At 25.6% G+C, this 22666-nt stretch carries 20 protein-coding genes and 2 pseudogenes; 8 read left to right on the plus strand and 14 right to left on the minus strand.

Annotation, left to right across the window (positions count from 1 at the left end; all coding sequences use genetic code 11):
• Together BRE_RS06455 and BRE_RS04325 are read left to right on the plus strand one after the other, a co-directional pair.
• A partial coding sequence (locus BRE_RS06455) for a coiled-coil domain-containing protein (protein ID WP_232212715.1) occupies window positions 1–1497 on the plus strand: 1497 nt, incomplete at its 5' end.
• Between the two features lie 431 nt (window positions 1498–1928).
• The gene (locus BRE_RS04325) at window positions 1929–2939 is read left to right on the plus strand and encodes a BTA121 domain-containing protein surface lipoprotein (RefSeq protein ID WP_232212749.1); all 1011 of its coding nucleotides are present in this window, start codon (window positions 1929–1931) and stop codon (window positions 2937–2939) included.
• Window positions 2940–3197: 258 nt separating this feature from the next.
• On the opposite strand, the gene BRE_RS04330 is transcribed toward BRE_RS04325, so the two are convergent.
• The 10 genes and pseudogenes from BRE_RS04330 to tnpA all read right to left on the minus strand — a co-directional run bounded on the left by BRE_RS04330 (window position 3198) and on the right by tnpA (window position 12802).
• Window positions 3198–3845, minus strand: a complete 648-nt coding sequence (locus BRE_RS04330) for a hypothetical protein (protein ID WP_012539257.1) — start codon at window positions 3843–3845, stop codon at window positions 3198–3200.
• 197 nt (window positions 3846–4042) lie between these two features.
• Window positions 4043–4837, minus strand: a complete 795-nt coding sequence (locus tag BRE_RS04335) for a hypothetical protein (RefSeq protein ID WP_012539258.1) — start codon at window positions 4835–4837, stop codon at window positions 4043–4045.
• A gap of 308 nt (window positions 4838–5145) precedes the next feature.
• On the minus strand, window positions 5146–6114 hold the full coding sequence (locus BRE_RS04340; RefSeq protein ID WP_012539259.1) for a hypothetical protein: 969 nt from the start codon (window positions 6112–6114) through the stop codon (window positions 5146–5148).
• A 242-nt stretch (window positions 6115–6356) separates the two neighbouring features.
• Entirely contained in the window at window positions 6357–7409 is a 1053-nt protein-coding gene (locus BRE_RS04345) for a hypothetical protein (protein ID WP_012539260.1), read from the minus strand.
• Window positions 7410–7749: 340 nt separating this feature from the next.
• On the minus strand, window positions 7750–8778 hold the full coding sequence (locus BRE_RS04350) for a hypothetical protein (RefSeq protein WP_232212716.1): 1029 nt from the start codon (window positions 8776–8778) through the stop codon (window positions 7750–7752).
• 349 nt (window positions 8779–9127) lie between these two features.
• Window positions 9128–10003: a hypothetical protein gene (locus tag BRE_RS04355; protein ID WP_232212717.1), complete on the minus strand. Its 876-nt coding sequence runs from the start codon at window positions 10001–10003 to the stop codon at window positions 9128–9130.
• 193 nt (window positions 10004–10196) lie between these two features.
• On the minus strand, window positions 10197–10655 hold the full coding sequence (locus tag BRE_RS04360) for a hypothetical protein (protein ID WP_041178209.1): 459 nt from the start codon (window positions 10653–10655) through the stop codon (window positions 10197–10199).
• Between the two features lie 32 nt (window positions 10656–10687).
• On the minus strand, window positions 10688–11101 hold the full coding sequence (locus tag BRE_RS04365) for a hypothetical protein (protein WP_041178210.1): 414 nt from the start codon (window positions 11099–11101) through the stop codon (window positions 10688–10690).
• A 255-nt stretch (window positions 11102–11356) separates the two neighbouring features.
• Window positions 11357–12163 carry a hypothetical protein gene (locus tag BRE_RS04370; protein ID WP_012539263.1) on the minus strand — a complete coding sequence of 269 codons (807 nt, stop codon included), beginning with the start codon at window positions 12161–12163 and terminating at the stop codon, window positions 11357–11359.
• Between the two features lie 208 nt (window positions 12164–12371).
• Window positions 12372–12802: pseudogene (gene tnpA / locus BRE_RS06945) on the minus strand (IS200/IS605 family transposase).
• Between the two features lie 39 nt (window positions 12803–12841).
• On the opposite strand from tnpA, the pseudogene BRE_RS04375 reads away from it, so the two are divergent.
• Window positions 12842–13977: pseudogene (locus tag BRE_RS04375) on the plus strand (RNA-guided endonuclease TnpB family protein).
• Window positions 13978–14224: 247 nt separating this feature from the next.
• Here BRE_RS04375 and BRE_RS04380 read toward each other — a convergent pair.
• The 4 genes from BRE_RS04380 to BRE_RS06465 all read right to left on the minus strand — a co-directional run bounded on the left by BRE_RS04380 (window position 14225) and on the right by BRE_RS06465 (window position 17680).
• The gene (locus BRE_RS04380; RefSeq protein ID WP_012539264.1) at window positions 14225–14998 is read right to left on the minus strand and encodes a hypothetical protein; all 774 of its coding nucleotides are present in this window, start codon (window positions 14996–14998) and stop codon (window positions 14225–14227) included.
• A gap of 561 nt (window positions 14999–15559) precedes the next feature.
• Window positions 15560–16444: a hypothetical protein gene (locus BRE_RS04385; protein WP_012539265.1), complete on the minus strand. Its 885-nt coding sequence runs from the start codon at window positions 16442–16444 to the stop codon at window positions 15560–15562.
• A 290-nt stretch (window positions 16445–16734) separates the two neighbouring features.
• Window positions 16735–17370 carry a hypothetical protein gene (locus BRE_RS04390; RefSeq protein WP_232212719.1) on the minus strand — a complete coding sequence of 212 codons (636 nt, stop codon included), beginning with the start codon at window positions 17368–17370 and terminating at the stop codon, window positions 16735–16737.
• Window positions 17342–17680, minus strand: a complete 339-nt coding sequence (locus BRE_RS06465) for a hypothetical protein (protein WP_232212720.1) — start codon at window positions 17678–17680, stop codon at window positions 17342–17344. The genes BRE_RS04390 and BRE_RS06465 overlap by 29 nt, the downstream gene beginning before the upstream one ends.
• 602 nt (window positions 17681–18282) lie before the next feature.
• Here BRE_RS06465 and BRE_RS04395 point away from each other — a divergent pair.
• From BRE_RS04395 to BRE_RS06475, 5 genes are all read left to right on the plus strand, one after another.
• Window positions 18283–19107 carry a hypothetical protein gene (locus BRE_RS04395; protein WP_041178211.1) on the plus strand — a complete coding sequence of 275 codons (825 nt, stop codon included), beginning with the start codon at window positions 18283–18285 and terminating at the stop codon, window positions 19105–19107.
• 439 nt (window positions 19108–19546) lie between these two features.
• Window positions 19547–20353: a hypothetical protein gene (locus BRE_RS04400; protein WP_012539267.1), complete on the plus strand. Its 807-nt coding sequence runs from the start codon at window positions 19547–19549 to the stop codon at window positions 20351–20353.
• A gap of 329 nt (window positions 20354–20682) precedes the next feature.
• Window positions 20683–21483, plus strand: coding sequence for a hypothetical protein (locus BRE_RS04405; RefSeq protein WP_012539268.1), 801 nt, complete (start codon window positions 20683–20685; stop codon window positions 21481–21483).
• Between the two features lie 282 nt (window positions 21484–21765).
• Complete coding sequence (locus BRE_RS06470) at window positions 21766–22170, plus strand: hypothetical protein (protein ID WP_232212721.1); 405 nt, start codon at window positions 21766–21768, stop codon at window positions 22168–22170.
• Window positions 22146–22637, plus strand: coding sequence for a hypothetical protein (locus BRE_RS06475; protein WP_232212722.1), 492 nt, complete (start codon window positions 22146–22148; stop codon window positions 22635–22637). Before BRE_RS06470 ends, BRE_RS06475 begins: the two co-directional genes overlap by 25 nt.
• The last annotated feature ends 29 nt before the right edge of the window (window positions 22638–22666 follow it).

The raw sequence follows: 22666 nt of genomic DNA on the forward strand, positions 1-22666 counted from the left end.
CAAGCTACTCAAGAAAATTTAGCTTGGAAGAAGGCGTTTGGTATACAAAAATCAACAAACAGCACCTATAGTTTAAAAAGTAAACAGGATAAATTAAACAAACTAAGAAAAGGAACAAGAAATACGACAGAAAAAATAAAAGAAAAACCATTAGAATTAGAAAAGAAAATACAAGAAGCAAAGAAACAAGACAAAAAAGCACAAGAAGCACAACAATTAGAATCAGAACTAGAATCAGCAAGAAAAAAACAAGAAGAAATAAGGGAAACAAAATTACAAAAAGAAAAAGAACAAGAAGCACAACGATTAACATCAGAACTAGAATCAGAACTAGAATTAGCAAGAAAAAAACAAGAAGAAATAAGGGTAGCAAAAGCACAAGAAGCAGAACAAAAAAGAAAAAAACAATTAGAGTTAGAGGAACAAATAGCAGAAAGGGGAATAATAGCAATAGAAGAAAAAATAGAAGAACTAGAATCAAAATTATTAAAAGCTCAAGAAGAAGAAGCATTAGCAGAAGAGGCATATAATAAGGCATATGATAAATTAGAAGAATTAGAAGAAGCAGAACAGACAGAAAACGAAGAAGAAAAAATACAACAAGCACAACAAGAAGAAGAACTAGCATTATTAAAATACGAGGAGATGCAACATGCAAAATCTACAATAGAGCAAGAATTAAAAGATACAAAAAAAACATTAAAAAGTGAACAAGCAAAATTATTATATGCACAATCAGGAATATTACAAGACAAAATAAAGGAAAAAGAGACAATTTTGAATGAACTTTTTCAATTAACTTCACAAATTAGTAGTGATAATAACCCAAACAACAGTATCACAAACTCTAATAGGTATGAAAAGTTTCCTGCCTCCTATGGTCATGGGCTGGGAATACCTTTGGTTTCATTCTCCATTTTAATGGAAGTAGATCGCCATTTCTTTACTCAATATTTCAATGACCAAGCTATTGCTGCTACTTTTAAATATAATAAAGATAGAATATATCCAATATTATTGGGTGTAACTAGAATATATGATGCTTATCAAAAATTAAAGCAAAAAGACTATTATACTAAGCAGGATGAAAATTATAAAAAAATGAAAGAATATTCAGATGTTACTAGTAATTTCCTATATAACATAAATTCAATGATACCAAGCCTTAATTATCAAAATATGTTAGATGATATATATCGCAATATTCACAAAGTAAAAATAAATGCAACAATAGAAGAACTTTCAAATATAAAGGATCAGTTTAAGAAATATATACAAAAATTACTTGAAACAGCAAATAAAATACATAGACGTGTAAATTCTGTGAGATTTCAACAGTTTAATGTATTACCAGAAACAGAAGAATATTATAAAGTCTTTAAAAGTATCAATGATGATGACCTTCAACAAGAAATTAAGACTACAAATGATTATTTTAGTGAATGTATGGCATATGTTAGGTCAATAATAAAAAGAGTAATCCCTCAAGAAAGTTAAACTACAGAAATGCTATAAATACCTTTTACAAAGATAACATAATATAATGAATAAATTATGAACAAAATATAACAGTACAAATTCTTTTGTACTGTTATATCAAATAGTATCTATAAAAATCAAATTAATTAAACTGTATTAAAAAAGCAATCAGTAATATATTATCCGATATTAATATCATTAATTAAAAAATATTATTTAATTTATGATATTAATTAATTGTGATATATAATTTTCTATTGTAAATTATTGATAGTTTTAATTTGTAATTAAGGAGGTAGTCTTTTAATTAATTTTAATTAATTTAGATGGTGAGATAATTTATGACATATAGATGGCATAAAGTATAAGCAATGTTTGTCTAATTTTAAGTATTGGGTAATGAAATTAGGTCTTTATAGTAGAAAAAGGAGGAATTAATCTTGAAAAACATGATGATAAAGATATTAGTACTATTATTAATGGGACTGTTTGGGAGCTGTCATTTAAAAGGATTAGTGGATATAAGTACCGAAGAAGATGGAGAAGATATAAAATTTAAAATTCGCTTCAAAGAAAGTAATGAATTTGATCAAAATTCAAATAATAATAACGAAGAACTTACAAATTTGTTGGTTAACAAATTTGGATTGTCAGCTCAACAAATAAAAGCAATTCAACATTTACGCAGAATAGTAGTTGATTTTGATAAAGAAGATAAATATACTAATAATGAATTTTATCAATTTATAGACTGTCTTAAAGGATTAGAGCTAAAAGACTTAGCTGATAACATTTTATATATTATGAATGAAATAAAAGAAGTGATTAAATTTATTGGGGCTGTAAAAAATGACAAGAAAAAACAAGAATTATTTCTAGAATTTAAACAAATCGAAGATGATTATATGTCAATAATAAGGGATTCTTATAGTAGACCTGTAATTAATAGAGCTGAAATTATAAAGATTTACAACCTAATTCAAAAAAATAAGTTTGAGACATTTAAATATCAACGTATAAGAGCAGTAGATTTTGCATCTACAAGAGAGAATAAAGAACTTATACGATATATAAAAGAAATCATTGATAATACCCAGCCTTCTGAGGAAACTGCTCAAATAAACAAAGATAGACATTATACTCGACTTATATTCAAAATAATTGAATCCGTTTATCTGAATGAAGATTTTTTAACATCTTTTAGTAAAAAGATTTCAGAACTTCGTAAAATAATAGATTCGGTTATGTTAGTAATTGATAATGAACAAGATACAAATAAGAAACAAGAGATCGAGACTCAATTTAATAACGCTAAGGAACAATATGAGTCTGATGTAGTAAACATATATATGAATTTTGATCATATGAAAGATCGCCCAGAGTGGTCACAATTTTTGGGACTACAAGAGCGTATTCTGCTGCATAAAAACGCTTTTAACAACATTATTACTTCTTCATAATTGATGTTTTAAATAATTATTAAAAAAATAAAGTCGATACATCAAAGCTAAATGCTGGTGTATCTGACTTTTTTATTTGTATTATAAGAGTTTATCACTTATGCTTTACAAAGTTAATGATATTATTAAAATCTATTACATTGGTATAAATCAATTTGTTATTCAAATTCATATAATACAATAATCTCATCGGTTATATGTTCAATCGATTTAAGCAGTTCTTAGTGTTGAATGCTAAATGCAGAAATATTGTTATTTTTAACTCATTTTTTTAGTTACATATTCAATTGATTTGCGTATTTCTTCAAGTTGAATAATAAGTTCAGCAATACTATTATCCATATCATTAATATCAAGCATGTCCATTGAGGAAAAATATTGTTTTTTGGTTTTTCTATATATCTTTAATACCTCGCCTATATCCTTCATACGTTTATCAAGAACTTGTACACCTTTAGTATTGTATATGTACCAATTATCATATTCTTGTATATCTCCAAAACTCCCAGCCACATCCTTCATTGTACGTATGAGATATATTACTTTGGCTGGATCTTTCCTTTTGAGCACTTTAAGAAAGTTATATGTTTTTGCAAACAAAGGTTCATATTCTTTTCCAAAATAACCATCTGGTGGATAACATTTAGTAGTATCAAAAATAACTTCACAATAAACTCTAAAATCTGCCTCAGCATATATATCACGTGAAGGGGTATATATTCCTTCAGGTAGAGATTTAACATATTCGACTTCTTTTATAAATTCTGGATCACCTTTTAATTCATTTAATTTATTTTCCCATTCTGTCACTATTGGTAATTTTATCTTTACTTTATCTTGTGCAAATAAATGAATTAAAGATGTCATATATAAAATAATCAATAAAGATATTTTAAGATTTTCCATTTCAATTTTATTGTATTTTATATATTGATTTATTACAATAGTTTAAAGCATAAATGCCTCACATATAAAATGCATAAATTTCGTAATTAAAAAGCCCACAACTTTACTGTAGGCCTAAATGTAATTCCAATATATAATTAAATGTTTATATATAACGCATTACATAAGTAGCTTTTACATTAGTAATATTATAAAAATCACTTCTCTTTTTTTAATTTACTCACATTATCCTCAATTTGATTACTTAAACTTTTAAGTTCATTATTAATCACACAAATTCGATTAGTACTACATGCAAGACCAGTAGAACCTAATGCCAAAGTGATAATTGGTCTCAAATTCTCTTCAATTCTATCTAAAGCATTAATACCAAATATTGCTGCTGAATTTATTATATTTTGAAGTAATCTTACAAGCTCTTCTCTAAGTTCAAGCATATGCTCTAAAGAAACCCTAATATCATTAATAATTTCTGTATTTGAACTACTCTTAATCATAATTAAATTAGCATCACTTAAAATATAACCTCTTCTAGCCAAAACACTATCGATACTACTTGCAATATCCCATAACCCTATAAACAAATCCGAAACAACCGACTTTAAATTCTTATCAAAAGAACTTGACAAATTTGTTACTATTGTATTTAAGTTATTTAAAGTTCCAATATCTCGCTTTAATACAGAATAAATTCCATATTTAACTCTTTTAATAGTAGAATTCCATTGAAATATGCTATCAAACTGTGCCTCATCAAATCCTACAGGTATATAAATATAAGAATCTCTAAGTTTCACAAAACTTACCTGTAATGCAGAATAAGCATCCAAAGTATTCAATCTATTTTTTTCATTCAAATTATCAAACGAATCTAAATCACCATTTAATAAAAAATCATTATTATTTATTATCTTTCCCAATGGACATTTTAAAATTACAATACTAAGCACCAATATCACTACACATATAAAATATTTCCATTTCACTAACATTCCCCCTTTATATTTTTGAATTACAATACTGATTAAGCATCATCATACTACTTAAAGTAATATATTTTCATATCTATTATATTATAATAATAAAACTATATTACAATAATATAATATAGTTTTATTATAAATTTATACATAATATAAAAATTGATAATAATTTCTAATATCTATCTAAAGTCAAAACTAAAAGATCACTTTAATAGTAAACCTACATATTATAAGTTTACTATTAATTTTTATCAATTTATTTAATTATTTGTTATTTAATAAATTCAAATCCAAAAGGATTTACAAATACATCAAGACTATAACCATAAATATATTTCACGTATCAATTGCTCAACCTTACGACCAAGCTTGACTCGCAATACATTCAAATCATTCTTAACAGCACAAATTCTAGTATTACATTGTTGATTAGAATTTAAAGGTATAAGGCTAGTAATTGTTCCTACTCTTTGCAAAATATCATTTTTATCTTTTGATTTTGCCATATCATTAATGACATCTTGTACTAATTTTGTCATTTCTCCCCATTTTGCACAAAACTCATCTAGCCCATTTTTAAGAAAATTAAAACCTGCAATATCTTTACTAATTGCCAGTTTAGATAAATTATAATTACTAAAGTCACCCCAATGCCCATTTATAAGTTTATGGATAATATGATCCGAAATATCTTTTAATTTAGAAATTAAAGCATGAGATTCATTTTTAGATAAATATTCTTCCAAAACCTTCTCTGGATGACTATTAACCACTATTTTTTGTAGATTATGCAAAGTTTTAATATCACCTTTTAAAATAGCATAAACATTATTTTTAAAAGGTAAACTATACTCAAAATTAAATTCACTCTCAATATCACTTAGCATATAATCATTAAATCCCTCAGGTCTATAATAATACAAAGCTTTAACCCTATCAAAGCTTGTCTTAAAGGCATCATAAGATTCCTCTTCTAGTGTTTTTCTTTTTTTATCCTGACCATCTCCCTTATCACCCACAACTACAATACCTTGATCAACTACATTATCTTGAACACCACCACCTGGCAAATCTTTTCCTAATGTAGCCCCACCTCCTTGATTATCTAATGTAGACCCCACCAATGAATCATCTGTTTTTCCTATTCTATCAGAATTAATTGTCCTTACAGATCTGTCCTTAGAGACATCTCTTTTACTTCCAGTATTATCAATTTTTCCTCCACCTTGCTTACAACACAATATTAATAAAGCAAATAGAAATGCCAACATATAAATTCGCTGCATAAATCAATATCCTCCTTTGTGTCTTTACTCCATCAACCTTTAAAAATTAGAAAATATCTCTATATTCTAACGTAATATATTCTACCCCACTATTACAAAACAACACATAAATCATTAACAATTTTAATTAAATTTTATTAATTAAAATTATAATCTAATATATCTAATAAAAAAGCCTGCCTTAAGTGCAGACTAATTAATAAATTAACACATACAATAATTATAACTATTATAATAGTGAATTACTCCTCGGCTTTTAATTTATAAACTTGAGTCTCAACCTGTTTGATTAAATCTAAAATCTCATCTTTAAGCAAACGTATTGGATCATTTTTATAATTATCAGAACGCACAAATAAATTAATAATAGGAGACAAGTGTTTAATAAGTTCGTCTTTATGATAAAATATTGATGCTTGCACAATTTGATCTTTAATAAGCCCTACTAACCTATTCCATTTTAAACATATAGAATCTAAATTACTAACAAGCTCCTTAAGACCCAATACATCTTTACTAGACTGAAGTGCAACTAAATTAGATTTATCAAAAATAGAACCATTCTCATTTATAATCCTAAAAATAAGAGACATCGAAATATGTTGCAAAACATTAAGTAAATCACGAAAATAAGTATAACTACCATCCCAAACTAAAAACAAATATATGAGCATTAAATCCAGTTTACTTAAAATCTCCATATCGCCTTTAATAACAGCATAAATATTATTTTTATATAATTCACTATAACTAGCATCTAACTTACGTTCAATATTATTTAATATATTCTCATCAAACATTCTAGGCCTAGAATAATACAAGGTCTTAAGCTCTTCAATTTTTGCCTGCAACATAGCATAATTTTTCTTCAATATTTCTGTTTCTTCTTCTACTTGAACCAACTCTTCTTCTTTATTAACTTCCTTATCTTGTGAAGGATTCTCAACATCTTTGTCTAAAACATCACTACCCAATGAATCAACCACATTGGTCTTTAAATTTGGTTTATTTGAATCTGTTGTTCTTACTTGATTTATGACGAAATGACCACTTGGAGTTAATCCAACTTCTAAATCCAAGTTCAACTTTTTATTTTCAAAATCATCCACTGCAAATTTTGATTGAACATTTTTTACAGTTGACGACGAGATTGACTCAGGCCTAGCCCTAACCAAACTCGAATGCAATACATGGTTAGTACCATGAGTCTCATCCCCCCAATGTTTACAACATAATATCAACACACTAAATATCAATATACTAAGTAAAAATATTAACCTATAAACTCGTTGCATTAATACCCTCCTTTTTTTATATCATAATTATCACATAAGCATTAAAAATATATTTATGAGATATAGATCTCAATAAACTCTATATCAATTAGAATTAAATAACATGCAATTATTAATTTATTTAATTAAAAATTAAATTATCAACAATATTATTTAATAAAAACTCTCTATCTCATATCAAATTATTCCCAATTTTTACTATCAAAAACTCCTTAAAATAATAACTACTACAAAATAAAAAACATAATAAGTCTACATTTAAATGCAAACTTATTTACAAGTTATTTATAAATTATTTACAAACAAGCAGATACAATAACTATAAAATTATATTAAATTCTCAGTGTTGTCTCCTAGTTAATTCATAAACCTTATCTCTAAGAGAAGAACGCAAATTTGTCAACTCATCCTTAAGAATACGTATTTTTACTTCTTCAAAATTCTTAGGAGTATCATATACATCAACAATTAACGACAAGTATTCTACAATAAAAAATACAGAATCAAGATTGGATGCTTCAACAATTCGATCTTGAACTATCTTTACCAACTCACTCCACTTTTTATGCACAACACTTAAAGTATCTGTCATAACATCAATACACCCAAAATCTTGACTATTCTTCAATTTACTTAAATTCTCATCACTAAATATCTCACCCTTCTCATCTATAATTTTAAAGATAAGACCCCCAAGATTGTTTAAAATTCTAAAAAAATAATGGGGGTAATTATATTCTGAACTCCAAGATCCAACTGAATATCTCATTATAATTTCCAATCTACTTAAAATATGCATATCGCCCTTTAATACAGCATAAACATTATTGTTAGAAGTCCTACTATAATGCAGCTTGACATCACTCATAATTTTATCAAGTGTATATTCGCTAAATTTATCAGATCTGTAATAATACAATGTTTTAAGATTGTCAATGCTTGTCATTAATGCATCATAAGATTTCTCAAATGTCCTTTGTTTTTGTTCTGTATAATCAGATCCCTTCTCCTCATCAACAACATCAGGTGTCTTCTCCCTATTACTTGGCATATCAGGTAAACCATTACTTAACACATTAGGTGGTGGGGTTAAAGTATTTGCATCCTCAGCATTTTCTGTTCGTCTTGATGCTGATAAATCACCCACTGGTTTTATGTTAATTGACAAATCTACACCTAACTTATTATGTCGTAAATCACCTGTACCTGAAGTCTTTGTTTCTTCCAAGTGAGTATTATTTAACACAGTAGCTGGCATTGATCCATAGATCTTCCTATCTCTATTCATTAATTGACCATTACTAATATCGCCTCTATCCTGCCTACAACATAATATAAATACACTAAATACAAATATTACTCTATACATTTGATGCATTAAATCCTCCTTTTTCTATTTACATCATAATTTACATATAAGCATCAAAAAAAATATTGATGACATATAAAACCCACTACAGTCTACACCCATTATTATCAAATAACATGAAATTATTAATTTATTTAATTAAAAATTTATTGATTAATGAAATTGCTCTATAAAACATAATTTTAAACAAATTAATTATATTTATCTTGTCTATATAAATCCTATTTTTTCATTCATAAAATAAAACTAAGCCTGCACTTAAGCAGGCTCAGAGAATATTTATACGTCTACTTGCACTCTTTGAAACGAATACAAGTCCTTAATAAACAAATACTATTATCTACTATTATCAATTTGATTTCACAAGCCCAAGCCTTAGTTTTCTAACTTGCTCTTCAATCTGATAGCACAAATCTAGCAACTCATTTTTAAGTGAACATAATTGACTAGTAGATTTCTGATCACCTCTTAGAGTATCTAAATCAATAATAGGTTGTAAATTTTGAATAACATCCTCTTGGGTTGCAAACCTTGCTGCATTGTTAATTATATTTTGAAGCAACTTCACCATTTCCCTCCATTTTTCTCGAATATCATCCATCTTATTTCCAAGATTATTAATACCATCTACATCCTGACTATCTTGCATTAAAGCTAAATGATCCTTACTCAAAATAGCACCTGTTTCATTCATAATTGAAAAAATAGAGCTCCCTACAATACCACACAACTTAATAAGCAAAGGTCTAGAATTAAGTTCAACACTATATGCATCCCCAGACCCTTTTGTAAGCATTAATATTTTTTCTAAGTTATTAAGAGAAATAATATCTCCATTTAAACTTTCATAAACACTATCCTTAAAACCTTGTTTCTCATCAACACCAAATTTTTTCCTTATGCTATCAAATAAAGACACATTAAAATTCTTAGGTCTACGATTATAAAATCTTTTAAGTTTGTCATAACTTCGCTTAAATTTGGCATAAGCCTTCTTTGGGGTTTTTGGTACTCTTTTGGTTCGATTATTAAATCTCTCTATAACTTCTACCTGAGCATCTGATGTTAAACCTGAATTACCTGATTTCACTTTAACATCTGGCGTAATTGTTGGGAATGAACGTATTTTTCGCATTCCATATTTATCAGGAGTTATAACTCTATCTTGACCACAAGATAACACGCATACACTAAACAATAAGATTATAACGCGCATTCTCTGCATTAATATCCTCCTTTTGTGATTCAACCTACACAATAATATGTAATGTAATTTCAACTTCTATGTTTATAACACTATAAAACATGCTGATACACTACATAGAATGACATACATTTTACACCCACTATAACCAAATAACACAAAAACTACTAATTATTTTAATAAATTTAATTAATTTAATTTGTTACTCAACAGATTAAAACTCTGATGTTGTCTCTTTCTCGGGATATATTATTTTAAAAACTTTCTCTGTAATTCTTGTTCTTAAATTTATCAAATCATTTTTAAGTTTACACATTTTAAAGCCAATTCCTAAAACATCAGCTCCACCTGTCACACACTTTTGTTCATATATACAATCTAAATTAATAATTGGTCCTAATCCTTTGATAATAAGATTTTTAGCATTAAGTTTTGCTACATCATTAATAACATATTCTATCAACTTCATAATATCATTAAATTTATTATACATATCACTCAACATAACAGAAATTTCATTCAAATTTTCCACATTCCCAATAGATTTAATTTTTGCCAAATTAGCAACATTGAAAATTTCAGATTCATTATATTCAACTATAACTGCATAAATGGTACGCCAAAAAATCTTCCTTAATGTATCAATCAAAGGTTCAGCATTTTTTTCATACAAATAATCAGATTTGTTTTCAACAGAAAACAGTACTATTTTTTTAACTTATTAATAATATTAACATCCCAATTTAATACAGCATAAAGACTATCCTTCAAAGCTTGCATTTCCTCAACCCCAAAAGCCTCTTCAAAATCATCAAAAAAAGATACATAAAATCCTTTGGGTTTCTTATATAAAGCTTTAAGTTTTTCAAGATTTACCACAAGTGCCTCATAAGCTTGATCAGGAGTTAATAAAATTTTTTTCCTATCCACATTATCTTCAATAAACAAGACTTTACCTACGTCAAAACCTTTTTCTTTATATTCTGCAACACCTGTTACAACTTGATTTGGTTTGATTTTACTTTTTCTTACAATCGAACTACTAACATTCTCACTACTCCCTTGTCTGCAAGATAATACCAATACAAATGAAAAAATTACCACACATATTTGTTGCATCAATATCCTCCTTTTATTTATTCAAAAAACAATTTTTATGAATAAAATATTATCAAAAAACAATGCATAAATACATTCTATATGCATTTTCATAAAATTAAACTTATTACACAATAACTTATGTAAATACTTATATTCAATTTCAATTTAATTTAAATACCATTTTTTAAGCTAATTAAGTTAACAACAAAAACAAAATACATTATTAAATTAGAACAAAAGATTAATATACTAAAGATTTATCATAATATAACGTTAATATATAACTCGAATCAATTCATTACTTTTAACTTCAATTTGATAACGCAAATTTATCAAATCATTTTTAAGTTCACAAATTTTATAATTGTCTTTATAAAATTGATTCTTATCTATAAAATTTATATCTCTAATTTTTCTCAATTGCAACAAAATCTCTTCTCTAAAAAAATCATTATAATTTTGAATATCATTATAAAAAAATTTTGATAAATTATTAATGAAATTTTTTAATAAAATCGAAAACTCTGTCCATTTCAAATGCATATCATATAACATATTCTTAATCTCATTTATACCCGTTATATCTCGACTATATTTAAGCTTGTTCAATTTATAATTTCCAAAAACATCATTTTGCTCTAAAATCGCAGACAAGGTGTTTATTACTAAAGTATATATACCTAAAAGTAACAACACACTATCACTTAAAATATGATTTTTACTATCTCCATCAACAAAAATAACATCAGGACCATTCCAAGCATTAAAAAGGAAATAATTTTTTCTTAAAATAGCATAAATCAAATCAATATGAAATTGTCTATTAGTAATATTAAATTTACTTTTAAAATCATTAAGAAAAGGAATATTTAAAATTTTAAAACTATCATGATATAAGGATTTAAGCTTATTAAAGCTATGTTCTAATTCAGAATAAGCTTGTTTTTTTAATTCAAACTCAGTTAACGATTTTGATACGCCTGTAACTATTCCTTCTCTTACATTTGCCAAATTAGTTACAGATTGAGCACAAGAAAACGATAATATATTAAGTGCAAATATTATCGCACATACTATCATTTATTTCTCCTTTCTTTTAAACATACAATAAATTTTTACATTACAAATCTAATATCACATACTAATAAAACATGTATTACTACATATGTAAATCATTCAATATGCTAATTGTATTCAATACATAAATGTAATATGTTTTTTTATTATACAAAATATAATATAATATAATTAATCAATCTAATTAATATGTTTGCAATAAAAACCTTATCTAACTACATGATTTTTTAGAAAATTTAACATTTATTTTGATTTTGAATATATTTTTGATGATATCAATAGAGGCTCCTCCAGTAGAAATCAGACAATAACTTCTAGACCAAAAATAAGGTTTCCAATAATATTTATCTAAATGAGTAGAATATTTTTTCCTTATAAGCCTTGAAGATACTGTTTTTAGAATATTGATAAATTTAGAAGGTTCAATATTGGGGGTAAATTCTAGTAATAAGTAATAAATGAATATGATCCTTGTCATGGTTGAATTCATTAAGGGTTATTTTCCATAAAGAACATATATTAAGTATTATTTGGTAAAAAGAAGATGAAAGCTCGGCTTTTATGCCTATATTTAGTAACTAATACTAGGTGATAATTAATAGAATATACGCAGTGATTATTAAAAGTTAGCTTGTGTGACATATACACTTAAGTATAAAATATTATAAAATAATAAAACATATGAGTGCTAATAAAGCTTATAAGTACAGAATATATCCTGACGCTAATCAAAAGAAATATTTTTCAAAAGTATTTGGGTGCGTAAGATTTTTGTATAACAAAATGTTAAGTGATAAGAAAGATTATTATGAAAAAAATAAACAAAGTCTTATTCTTATCCAAGCAAATATAAAGAAGAATTTCTATTCTTAAAGGAAGTTGATAGTTTGGCTCTTTGCAATGCCCAACTTGACTTAAATTCTGCGTATAGTAATTTTTTTAGAGAAATTAAAAAAGGAAATAGAACACAAGGATTTCCTAAATATAAAAGTAAGAAAAATAGACAAACCTTTAGAACTAATAATCAAAAAAACTCAATAAGAATAGAAAATGATTATATAAAGCTACCTAAAATAGGATTTGTAAAATTAGCTCTACATAGGAAAATTAAAAGCAATGAACTTATTAAAAATGTAGTAGTAGAAAAAGATACTGATGATAAATATTACATTTCAGTAGCGGTTGAGTGCTTAGATGTTAAAAATAACGATAAAACTAAATGCAATAAAAAAGAGATAGTTGGTATTGATATGAGTATGAGGCATTTTTTAGTAAGTAGTGGGGGTGAAAAAATCAATCATTCCAAATGTTTACTAAAAAATGAATGTAAACTCAAGAAATGCCAAAGAAAACTATCAAAAAAACAAAAGGGCTCTAGAAATAGAGCTAAATCTAGATTAAGAGTTGCCAAATTGCATAGGAAAATTTCAAATCAAAGAAAAGATTTTTTACATAAATTATCTTATTATTTTGTAGTTAATTATAAAAATATAGTAATAGAAAGTCTATCAATTAAAAGTATGCAAAAAGGAATGTTTGGCAAAAGTGTTAATGATTTGGGATGGCATAAGTTTGTAAGACAATTATCATATAAATCAGAGTGGTGTGGAGCCTATTTACATAAAGTTGATAGATATTTTCCATCAAGCAAGCTATGCAACAATTACGGTATTAAAAATACAACCCTAATAAAATTAAGTGATATTAGGTGGAGTTGTAGGAGTTGTAACACTTTGCAGGATAGAGATATAAATGCAGCTCTAAATCTTAAAGCTTATTATTATAAGGAAATAAAAACTAAGGCAGGAACTGCCTGAAGTAAAGCTTGTGGACCATGCTCTAGTGGATGACCGTTCTTATAGAACCTAAAAAGCTATCATGGGATGAAACAAGAAGCTATTTTTATAATCTTTGATTTAGAAATAGCAGTTCACTCCCATAATTTTAAATTATTCGCAACTCTTAATTACTCTATATAATAAAATTGATGAAGTCCAAATTTATATGAACTTCATCAACGATTAATTAATTAAAAAGCAACTAATTTAAAATTTTAAACAAATTTCATTCAACACTTTTTTCTTTAATTTGAGAATATAAATCCATAAATTCATTCTTAAGCTTACAAATTACACCTTTACATGACTGATTCGCATCTAATGACTTTAATTCGACAATTGGTTCTAATTGTGCTATCATTGCCTCTTTATCAGCAACATTTCTAGTTTCAATATATTTAGAAGCAAATACAGAAACATTATTAATTGTATTTTGAAGCAAGCTCACCAACTCATCCCATTTGACACCCATATCATCTAACATGTACTTAACTTCATTAAATAGTGCAATATCTTGCCTATCTCTAATTTTAATTAAACCATCATTTCCAAAAACACTATCATTATTCAAAAATAAAAAAAGAATATTTCCCAGTTCATTTAACCTATAAAGCAAAGGCCTACCATTAAGTGCAGACATATATTCGTCCTTAGTTTCAATTGAATCTGCAACTATCTTTTTTAAGTTATCAATAGTTGCAACATCTCCTTTAAATGCAGCATAAATGGTTTCCTTAAAATTTTCATAATAGGTATTTCCAAATTTATTCTTAATGTCATCAAACAGAGAAATATTAAACCCTTCCGGTTTATAATCATATAAGGCTTTTAGATCATTAAAACTTGCAATTAATGCAGAATAAATTTGCTGTTGTTCAGATGTCAATGATTTCATATCCATGTAATCACCTGCTTGATCATTTATCACATTATCCTCCTTTTCCTTACATGATAGTAATAGTATACTAGATGCAAAAACTACCATAAATATTCTTTTCATTAATATCTCCTTTTTCTTTAGTTACACAATATCTATTTAATTCAAACTTTACATCACACTATAAAACATATTTATGCAATGTAGCATGACATAAATTGATTCAATATTAATTTGTGCCCAATATAATATAATAATTATTTTAAATAATGGCAATAGAATTATTACTTAAGTTAAACATTTAAATAATAAAAACGTTTATATAATATAAAATCTACAATAAAGACTTTATATGTAAACTTTGTCATTATCAACTATACATAAATATCATAATGGCTAAATGAAAACTATATTATAATTATAAAAATTAAGATTTTGGATTTTTTAAGATAGACCTCTACCAAGGTACGACATTCACACATTTAACTTACAAAGATGAATATAACAAATAAAATAATACAACAGATATTCTTTAAATTTATTATCGTTTTTTTAATTGCAATATCACATACTTTAAAACATATAAAAAACAAAATCCAAACATGGGCTTCGTTTTTCAGTGAATGAATATTACTATATCCTGATATCAGCAAAAATTAAATAAATATAACAACACATCTAACATTATGGTGTTGAATTTTGTGGTTGCAATGCATTCAATAAATCATCACCTTTATCCAAAATTTGATTAGCTAACCTCACCAACTCATTCTTAAGTTTACAAATCAAACTATCCGAACATACCTGATTAAAATTGTTTATATCTAAAACAGCAATTGGTCGTAATCCATCTTCAATACTTTTCATATAAGAAATTTTCTCATTATCTTTAAAACGATCATTTTTGATCTTAATATATGCATCAGCAAATACTGCAACATCATTTATTATTTTTTGAACTTCTGCGACTAACTTTGCCCACTCAACACAAAAATCATCGATCATCAATTTAATTTTTTTAAGCCCTTCTATATCTTTACTATATTTAAGCTTCTCTAAAAGCTGATTACCTTTAACATCATAATATGCTTTCATAATAGCAAAAATAGTAAACTGTGAAATATGATCCAGTTTAGCAACCAAAGAATGACCATTGAAATTCTTGTACATATATGAAGATTGATCTTCATTAAGATCTATCACTATCTTTTTTAAATTTCCAACAACATCAATACTCCCATGTAAGACAGCATAAACATTGTCATCCATAATGAATATATTATCTTTAATCCTAAATTCATCATCAATATCCGAAAACAAAGATATGTTAAACCCATCATCTCTATAATAATATAACGATCGAAGATTATTTAAACTTGTACTCAATTCATCATAAGCCTGCTCTAAAGAATTCAAGTCATAATAACCAAACCTTCCTCTTTTATTTTTCTTTCTTTCTTTTGTTTCTTCGAAATTTGAATCTTCCAAATCTTCTGTCATAATATTTCCTTGTCTACAACATAGAAATAAAACAGCAAAGAAACATAACATCAAACCCACTTTTGTCATCTTTTCTCCTCTATGATTAAATTAAAAACACATTTATTACAAATTCAATACCATATAAAAATAAGTACTACAAAGCATGCTTATATAATAAAAACTATATATGTACAATATAATCATTATTTAAAATAAAACAATATTATTATTATTAAATTAATTAAAAAAAATTAATAATAATACCAACATTTCCTTCAAATAAACCTATTAATTATTCAATTAATAGTTCACATTCTCTCTACACAAAAATAAAAAAAATAACAAATATAAATACTAAACACTTACAAATAATTTCATTAGTAATCTTTATATCTTATCAACTTATTCATTTTCTCCTTAAGCTGTCTGCATAATACCCTTAGATTATTCTTTAGTTTGCAAATATGCATATCATCATCTGGCAAATTACAATCACAATTCTGATTATATTTAATAACCTCCAAATCAGTAATTGGTTTCAATCTTTCCATAATTTCATCTTTAGTAGTAAATCTTGAAGCATCGTTAATAATACCTTTAACTAAACTCACCATATTTTCCCATTTCAAACAAATATGCTCTAAAATACTTGCAAGTTCATTTAAACCTTCTATATCTTTACTATCTTGAAGTTTTAACAAATTATCATCATTTAAAATATAACCATTTTTATGCATAACTATACCTAAAAGATAATTTGCCATCTTACTAAAATGAAAAAGCAAAAAATAAGCATTACTCTCAAAAAGATAATCTTGACTTACTACCTCATTTTTTCCAAAAGAATGCATTACTATTTTTTCCAAATTCTTTAAAACAGCAACATCTCCCTTCACCATAGCATAAACACTGTCCCTAAAGTTTTGCTTCTTATCAACCCCAAATTTAGTCTTAATGTTTTCAAACAAAAAATCACTAAATTCGCTAGGTCCTATAATGATATAAATCCACAAGCTTAGATAAATTTGTTCTTAATGCAATATAAGCTTTTGTTCTCAATGAATCAAATGTTTCTGTCTCTTCATCTTCAACATGCCCATCTTCCCCATTTCCTTGAAAATCTTTAACACCTGTTGGTTTTAACCCATCTGTTTTTTCTGTTCTTATATCAGATACAACTGGTGAGAATGGAAAATTTGACACACTTCCCAATTTATTCTTCGTCTCTTCAGTCCCTTTAATGTTATGTCTATCATTTCTCCATTGTTTACAACATAACATTAACATACCAAATAAAAATACTAAAATATAAATTCGCTGCATTAATATCCTCCTTTATATTCCATATCACACAACTAAAAATACTGTGGTGACATATAAAACGTAATGCATTCTACATCTATTATCACAAAACAATACATTAATTATTAAGATTATTAATTAATAATGAATTAAACATTCAGCACAACCCCATATAACAAAAATTTATCGAATCTATATCCTTTTATTTCAAAACCATATCAATCACATACATCATAACTTGATACAAAAAATCTAATATTGTAGATAAATTAAACCGTTAAATATATTAATGATGTTTTTCTAATTTCTTGCATTAAATTTTAAGTTAAAATATCATGTGTCAACTATTAATAGGTTAATTGGTAAATTAAAATTATTTTTAGGCTAACTTAAACCAAATAAATAGGATAGACAATGTTATAAATCACCACAATTTAAAATTTATTTTAATATGGAATTTATAAATAATTAAACACAATTAAAATTGTTATATTTTTATTTTGATTTTTAATATTGCAATTAACAATATTAAACTGCAATTATAACATTTAGGTAATATATGGTATGAAAAATCACAAATTTAAGAAACATTAAAAAAATATCTACGTAAAGGAGTATATTTGATGAGATTAATATATAAAACAATATTGATACTAAGCACATTTTTTATATGTTGTTGCAAACAAGACAAAGGTGAACAAAATGCAAGCACCATTAAAACCGACAGCAACAAATCTAGGCATACTGATGCATGGAAAGAAAAAATGAAATTAAAAAAAGCAAAACAAATACCAAAAACACCAGAAGAAGCTTATGATGCATTAATTGAAAACTATAATGAACTTCAAGTTTTACTTAATACCCCAAAAGAATTCAATAGTTCTTTTATTACAGAAATTGGAAATTTCTTTGGGGTAGATTATGAACTATTTGTAAAAAATAATTTTTATCCTAGTGTAGGATTTGATATTACTACTATTAATAATTTGAAAAAGATGATAACGACTTTTAATCCAACTAAAAAACCTGATATTCCAGGGCTTGATGTTGCGTCTATCCATCAATTAAGTCTTTTTACCAAAGAACTTATTCGTCCAATTGATAATGCTTTCAAAGAAAACAATCAAATAAATATTCTTAAAAATAGTAATGATGTAAAAACTTTAAACGAGCTTATAAATATGTTGGATAATTTATACGAAAAATGGGATACAATTGTAAGCCTGATTCAAACTACAATAAACGAAGCAGCAAAATTAAATAAGAAAGATGATGTTACAAAAAAATTCAAACTGTTAAATGATTTACATCTTGGTAATTTTAATCAAATATGTAATGAAAATGGTGTTAATAATGAAGTTTGTGAACTTAAAAATGAAATGGGCAAATTATCTAAAAATATTAAAAACAAAATTGAAAGCTTGATTGAAAGCTTGGTTGACAATTAAGGTAGAAATTTCGAGATATTTATAATTTTATATTTCTATACATAATTTGATATCATTTACAGTTACAATCAATACAAAACTTCATAAAAATAAAAGCCCACAAAGGTGTGGGTTTCTTTTTTCCTAAAATTGTTAAATTAAAAGTTACCTGATTTGAATCAAAATAATTAATATCTTTAAAAAATCTAACATTAAAAAATAAATAAATTGTTTATTTATTATTTATTAATAATGTTTTCTAATTTTTTTGCAGTAATTTTTAACTTAGGGTATTGTATGTCAAATATTGATTATTATGATGAGTAATTTGACAAAAAAGTTACAAGAATTTAAAAACATTAATTATTAATGATACAAATTATTACACTTGTGTGATGTAGAGTATGAAAGTTGAAATTTAAATATTACGAAAAATATTTAATATGAAGGAGTATATTTAATGAAAATAATATATAAAACAATATTTGTGCTAAGTACATTTTTTATATGCTGTTGCAAACAAGATAAGGGTGAAAAACCTAAAATTCAAGATGAAACCAAGAATTTTGCATCTGGTCACACTGCTACAAATGAAGAAACAGAAAGTTTTGAAGAAACTGACAATATCCCAAATAAATCTCATAAGCAATTACTTGAAAAGTATAATAAAATTCAAGCTTTATTTAAAAAACCAGAAGGATTTCAAAGTTCTTGTATTGAAGAAATTGAAGGTTTCTTTAATACAGACTATAAACATAGTGTTAATGACAATTTGTACTATACGCTAAATTTTGACACTACTACTATTGATAATTTAAAAAAAATAATAACTACTTTTGGTTCAAAGAATGATTATCCTAATCCAGCAATTGGTGAATCATTAGTCCGAAATTTAAGTTATCTAATAATAAATATTATGCGTAAGATTGATAATTCATTTAACAGAGATAATCGTATGAATAAACTTAAGAACACTAAAAATTTAGAAAGTCTAAATGAAATTGCAAAAATGCTAGATGATGCATATATAAAATGGAATATGTTTGTCAGCCTAATTCAAAAGACAATTAACAATGCAGCAAGCTTAACGAATAAACAAGATGTTATACATATATTCAAAATGTTAAATGAGTTGAAGTCTTATAAAACTGAAACATGTTCTACCAATAACGCTGAAATTTGTAAACTTAAAAATAAACTGATAGTATTATCTACAAATATTGAAAATAAGATTACAGAATTGATAACTGAAAAAGTACAGCATTAATAACTGGAAAAAATTAAAGTAAAGATTCCAAAAAATTTTATGTTTACATTAAATTTTTATAAATAATTTGGTGCGAGTGATAATAAAATATAGTAACTAATATAAAATTATTAAACTAAGTCCATAAATATGTGGACTTAGTTTGCCAACATCGTCTAACTAACGGATAAAAGTCAAATATTAAAATTGAATCTGCAAATCTATTTTTTTAATTCTCTAATTAAATATGATATTGATAAATAACTATATTGAGATAAATATAAAGGATTTATATTAACAAGATATTTTCATTAATGGTATTAAAATTGTAATTTAGAGGAGGATATTTAATGTTCAAAGTATATTTTTTAATATTTATTTTAAATATATTATTACTGTGTTGCAAACAGGTAAGTAACGATCTGATAAATACAAGCACTCCTTTAGCAATTAAAACAAATTCAATCAACAAAAGAAATTTAAATAAAAATAAGTTACAAACATCAAAATTAACAAAAGAGACAGAATATACCACACTCATAAAAAGCCTTAATAAATTTAAGGCACTATATAATTGCATGCCCACAAAATTTCATGATCCTTTATTTTTTGATATTAATAAAAAATTTAATGTTACTTACAATAACAGAGATCATAAAAACCCTATCTATTCTTTGGTTAAAGGAGATACTAATACACTTCACAACTTAAAAAAAATAATAATAAAATTCAATACTCCTGCAGAATATTATACCTCAATGATTGGTGATAAATTAATTGATAGATTAAGTCTACTTGCTTTTAATATTATTTTTAATACCATAGATATAAACAATGGTGTTTTTAAAAATACCAATATGCTTAAGCTTCAATATAGTAAAGATGAAAAAGATTTAAAGGAGCTTGCTGTGATGTTAGATAACGTATGTGTCAAATGGGATATGTTTGTAGAGCAAGTAAAAAATATAATTAATGAAGCATCAAATTTAAACATAAAAAGTAATGTTATACATAAATTAATACAATTTTACGACTTAGATTTAAATAATCCTAATCAACAATGCAAATATGATGATAAACTTTGTAATCTTAAGAATGAATTTTTAAATTCATATTTAAAAACTACAAATAAAATTAAAAGCTTAATTTAAGATATAAATTCAATACTGTAATATTTAATATCAATATTTATATATATAAATATATGTAAAGCAAATAAACAAATTAAATACCAAAAATTAAAAAACTTCCATTTTAATACATAATTTATTTTAATTACTAAACTTAATTAATAATATAAATTTTTTGATTTTTATTACAATAATGTATATACTATTAACAATATAAAATAACATAGTTAATTATATATTTGTAATATTTTTGCAATATATGATATAAAAATTAAATTTTAAAAAAATAACGGAGGATATTTAATGAAATTAATATATAAAATAATATTTATACTAAGTGCATTTCTTATATATTGCTGTAGTCAAAACACGAAAAACCCTACAGATGATACTAGAGCCAGTGCTCCATTTAATCAATTAAGTTCAAGCCCAGAAGAGGAAGAAGAGGAAGAAGAAATACTAACAGATACACTAAGAAAAGTTAAAACACTAAAGGAAGTGGCTTATGATGCATTAACTGCTAGCTTTAATGCGCTTGAAACATTGTATCATCATAAAGATGAAGGATTTGATATATCTTCACTATTTGAAGAGATTAACAAAAAATTTAATAAAGATAGTCACAGGCTTCACATTCAAGATGTTCAAGATAAAGTTACCTACAGTATATCTGGAAATATCAATTGTTTAGAGAATTTAAAAAAATAGTACTACATTCCTCAATTACCAATAAAGATGAGTATATGAAAGAACAAAACGCTAAGCCTTTAATTTATAAATTAAGTGATATTGCAAAACACTCTATTAATATAATATTAAAGGATGACAATAAATTTGGAAAGGGCAAATTAGAACAACTACAACAAAGCCAAAATATACAAGGTATCAACACACTTAAAGATATGTTAGATAATATGCATTCACAATGGCAAGAAATTGTGAAATCAATACAAGATATAATCGAAAAGGCTGCACAACATGACAGCAAAGATAATATTATTGAGGAATTAAAACCAATACTCACACTAGAGACTCTTAAAGACGATCAAGTATATAGTGCTCAGGAAAACGGTGATCTTAAACTTTGCAAACTCAAAAATCACTTTAAAACATTATGTTCTAAAGTGATAGATCAAGTGCAAGAACTACTTAACGAAATAAATCCAGCACCATAAGTTTTATATTTAATGTGCTTCTGAGCTCA

Source organism: Borrelia recurrentis A1 (assembly GCF_000019705.1).
In the GTDB taxonomy this organism is placed as follows: Bacteria; Spirochaetota; Spirochaetia; order Borreliales; family Borreliaceae; genus Borrelia; species Borrelia duttonii.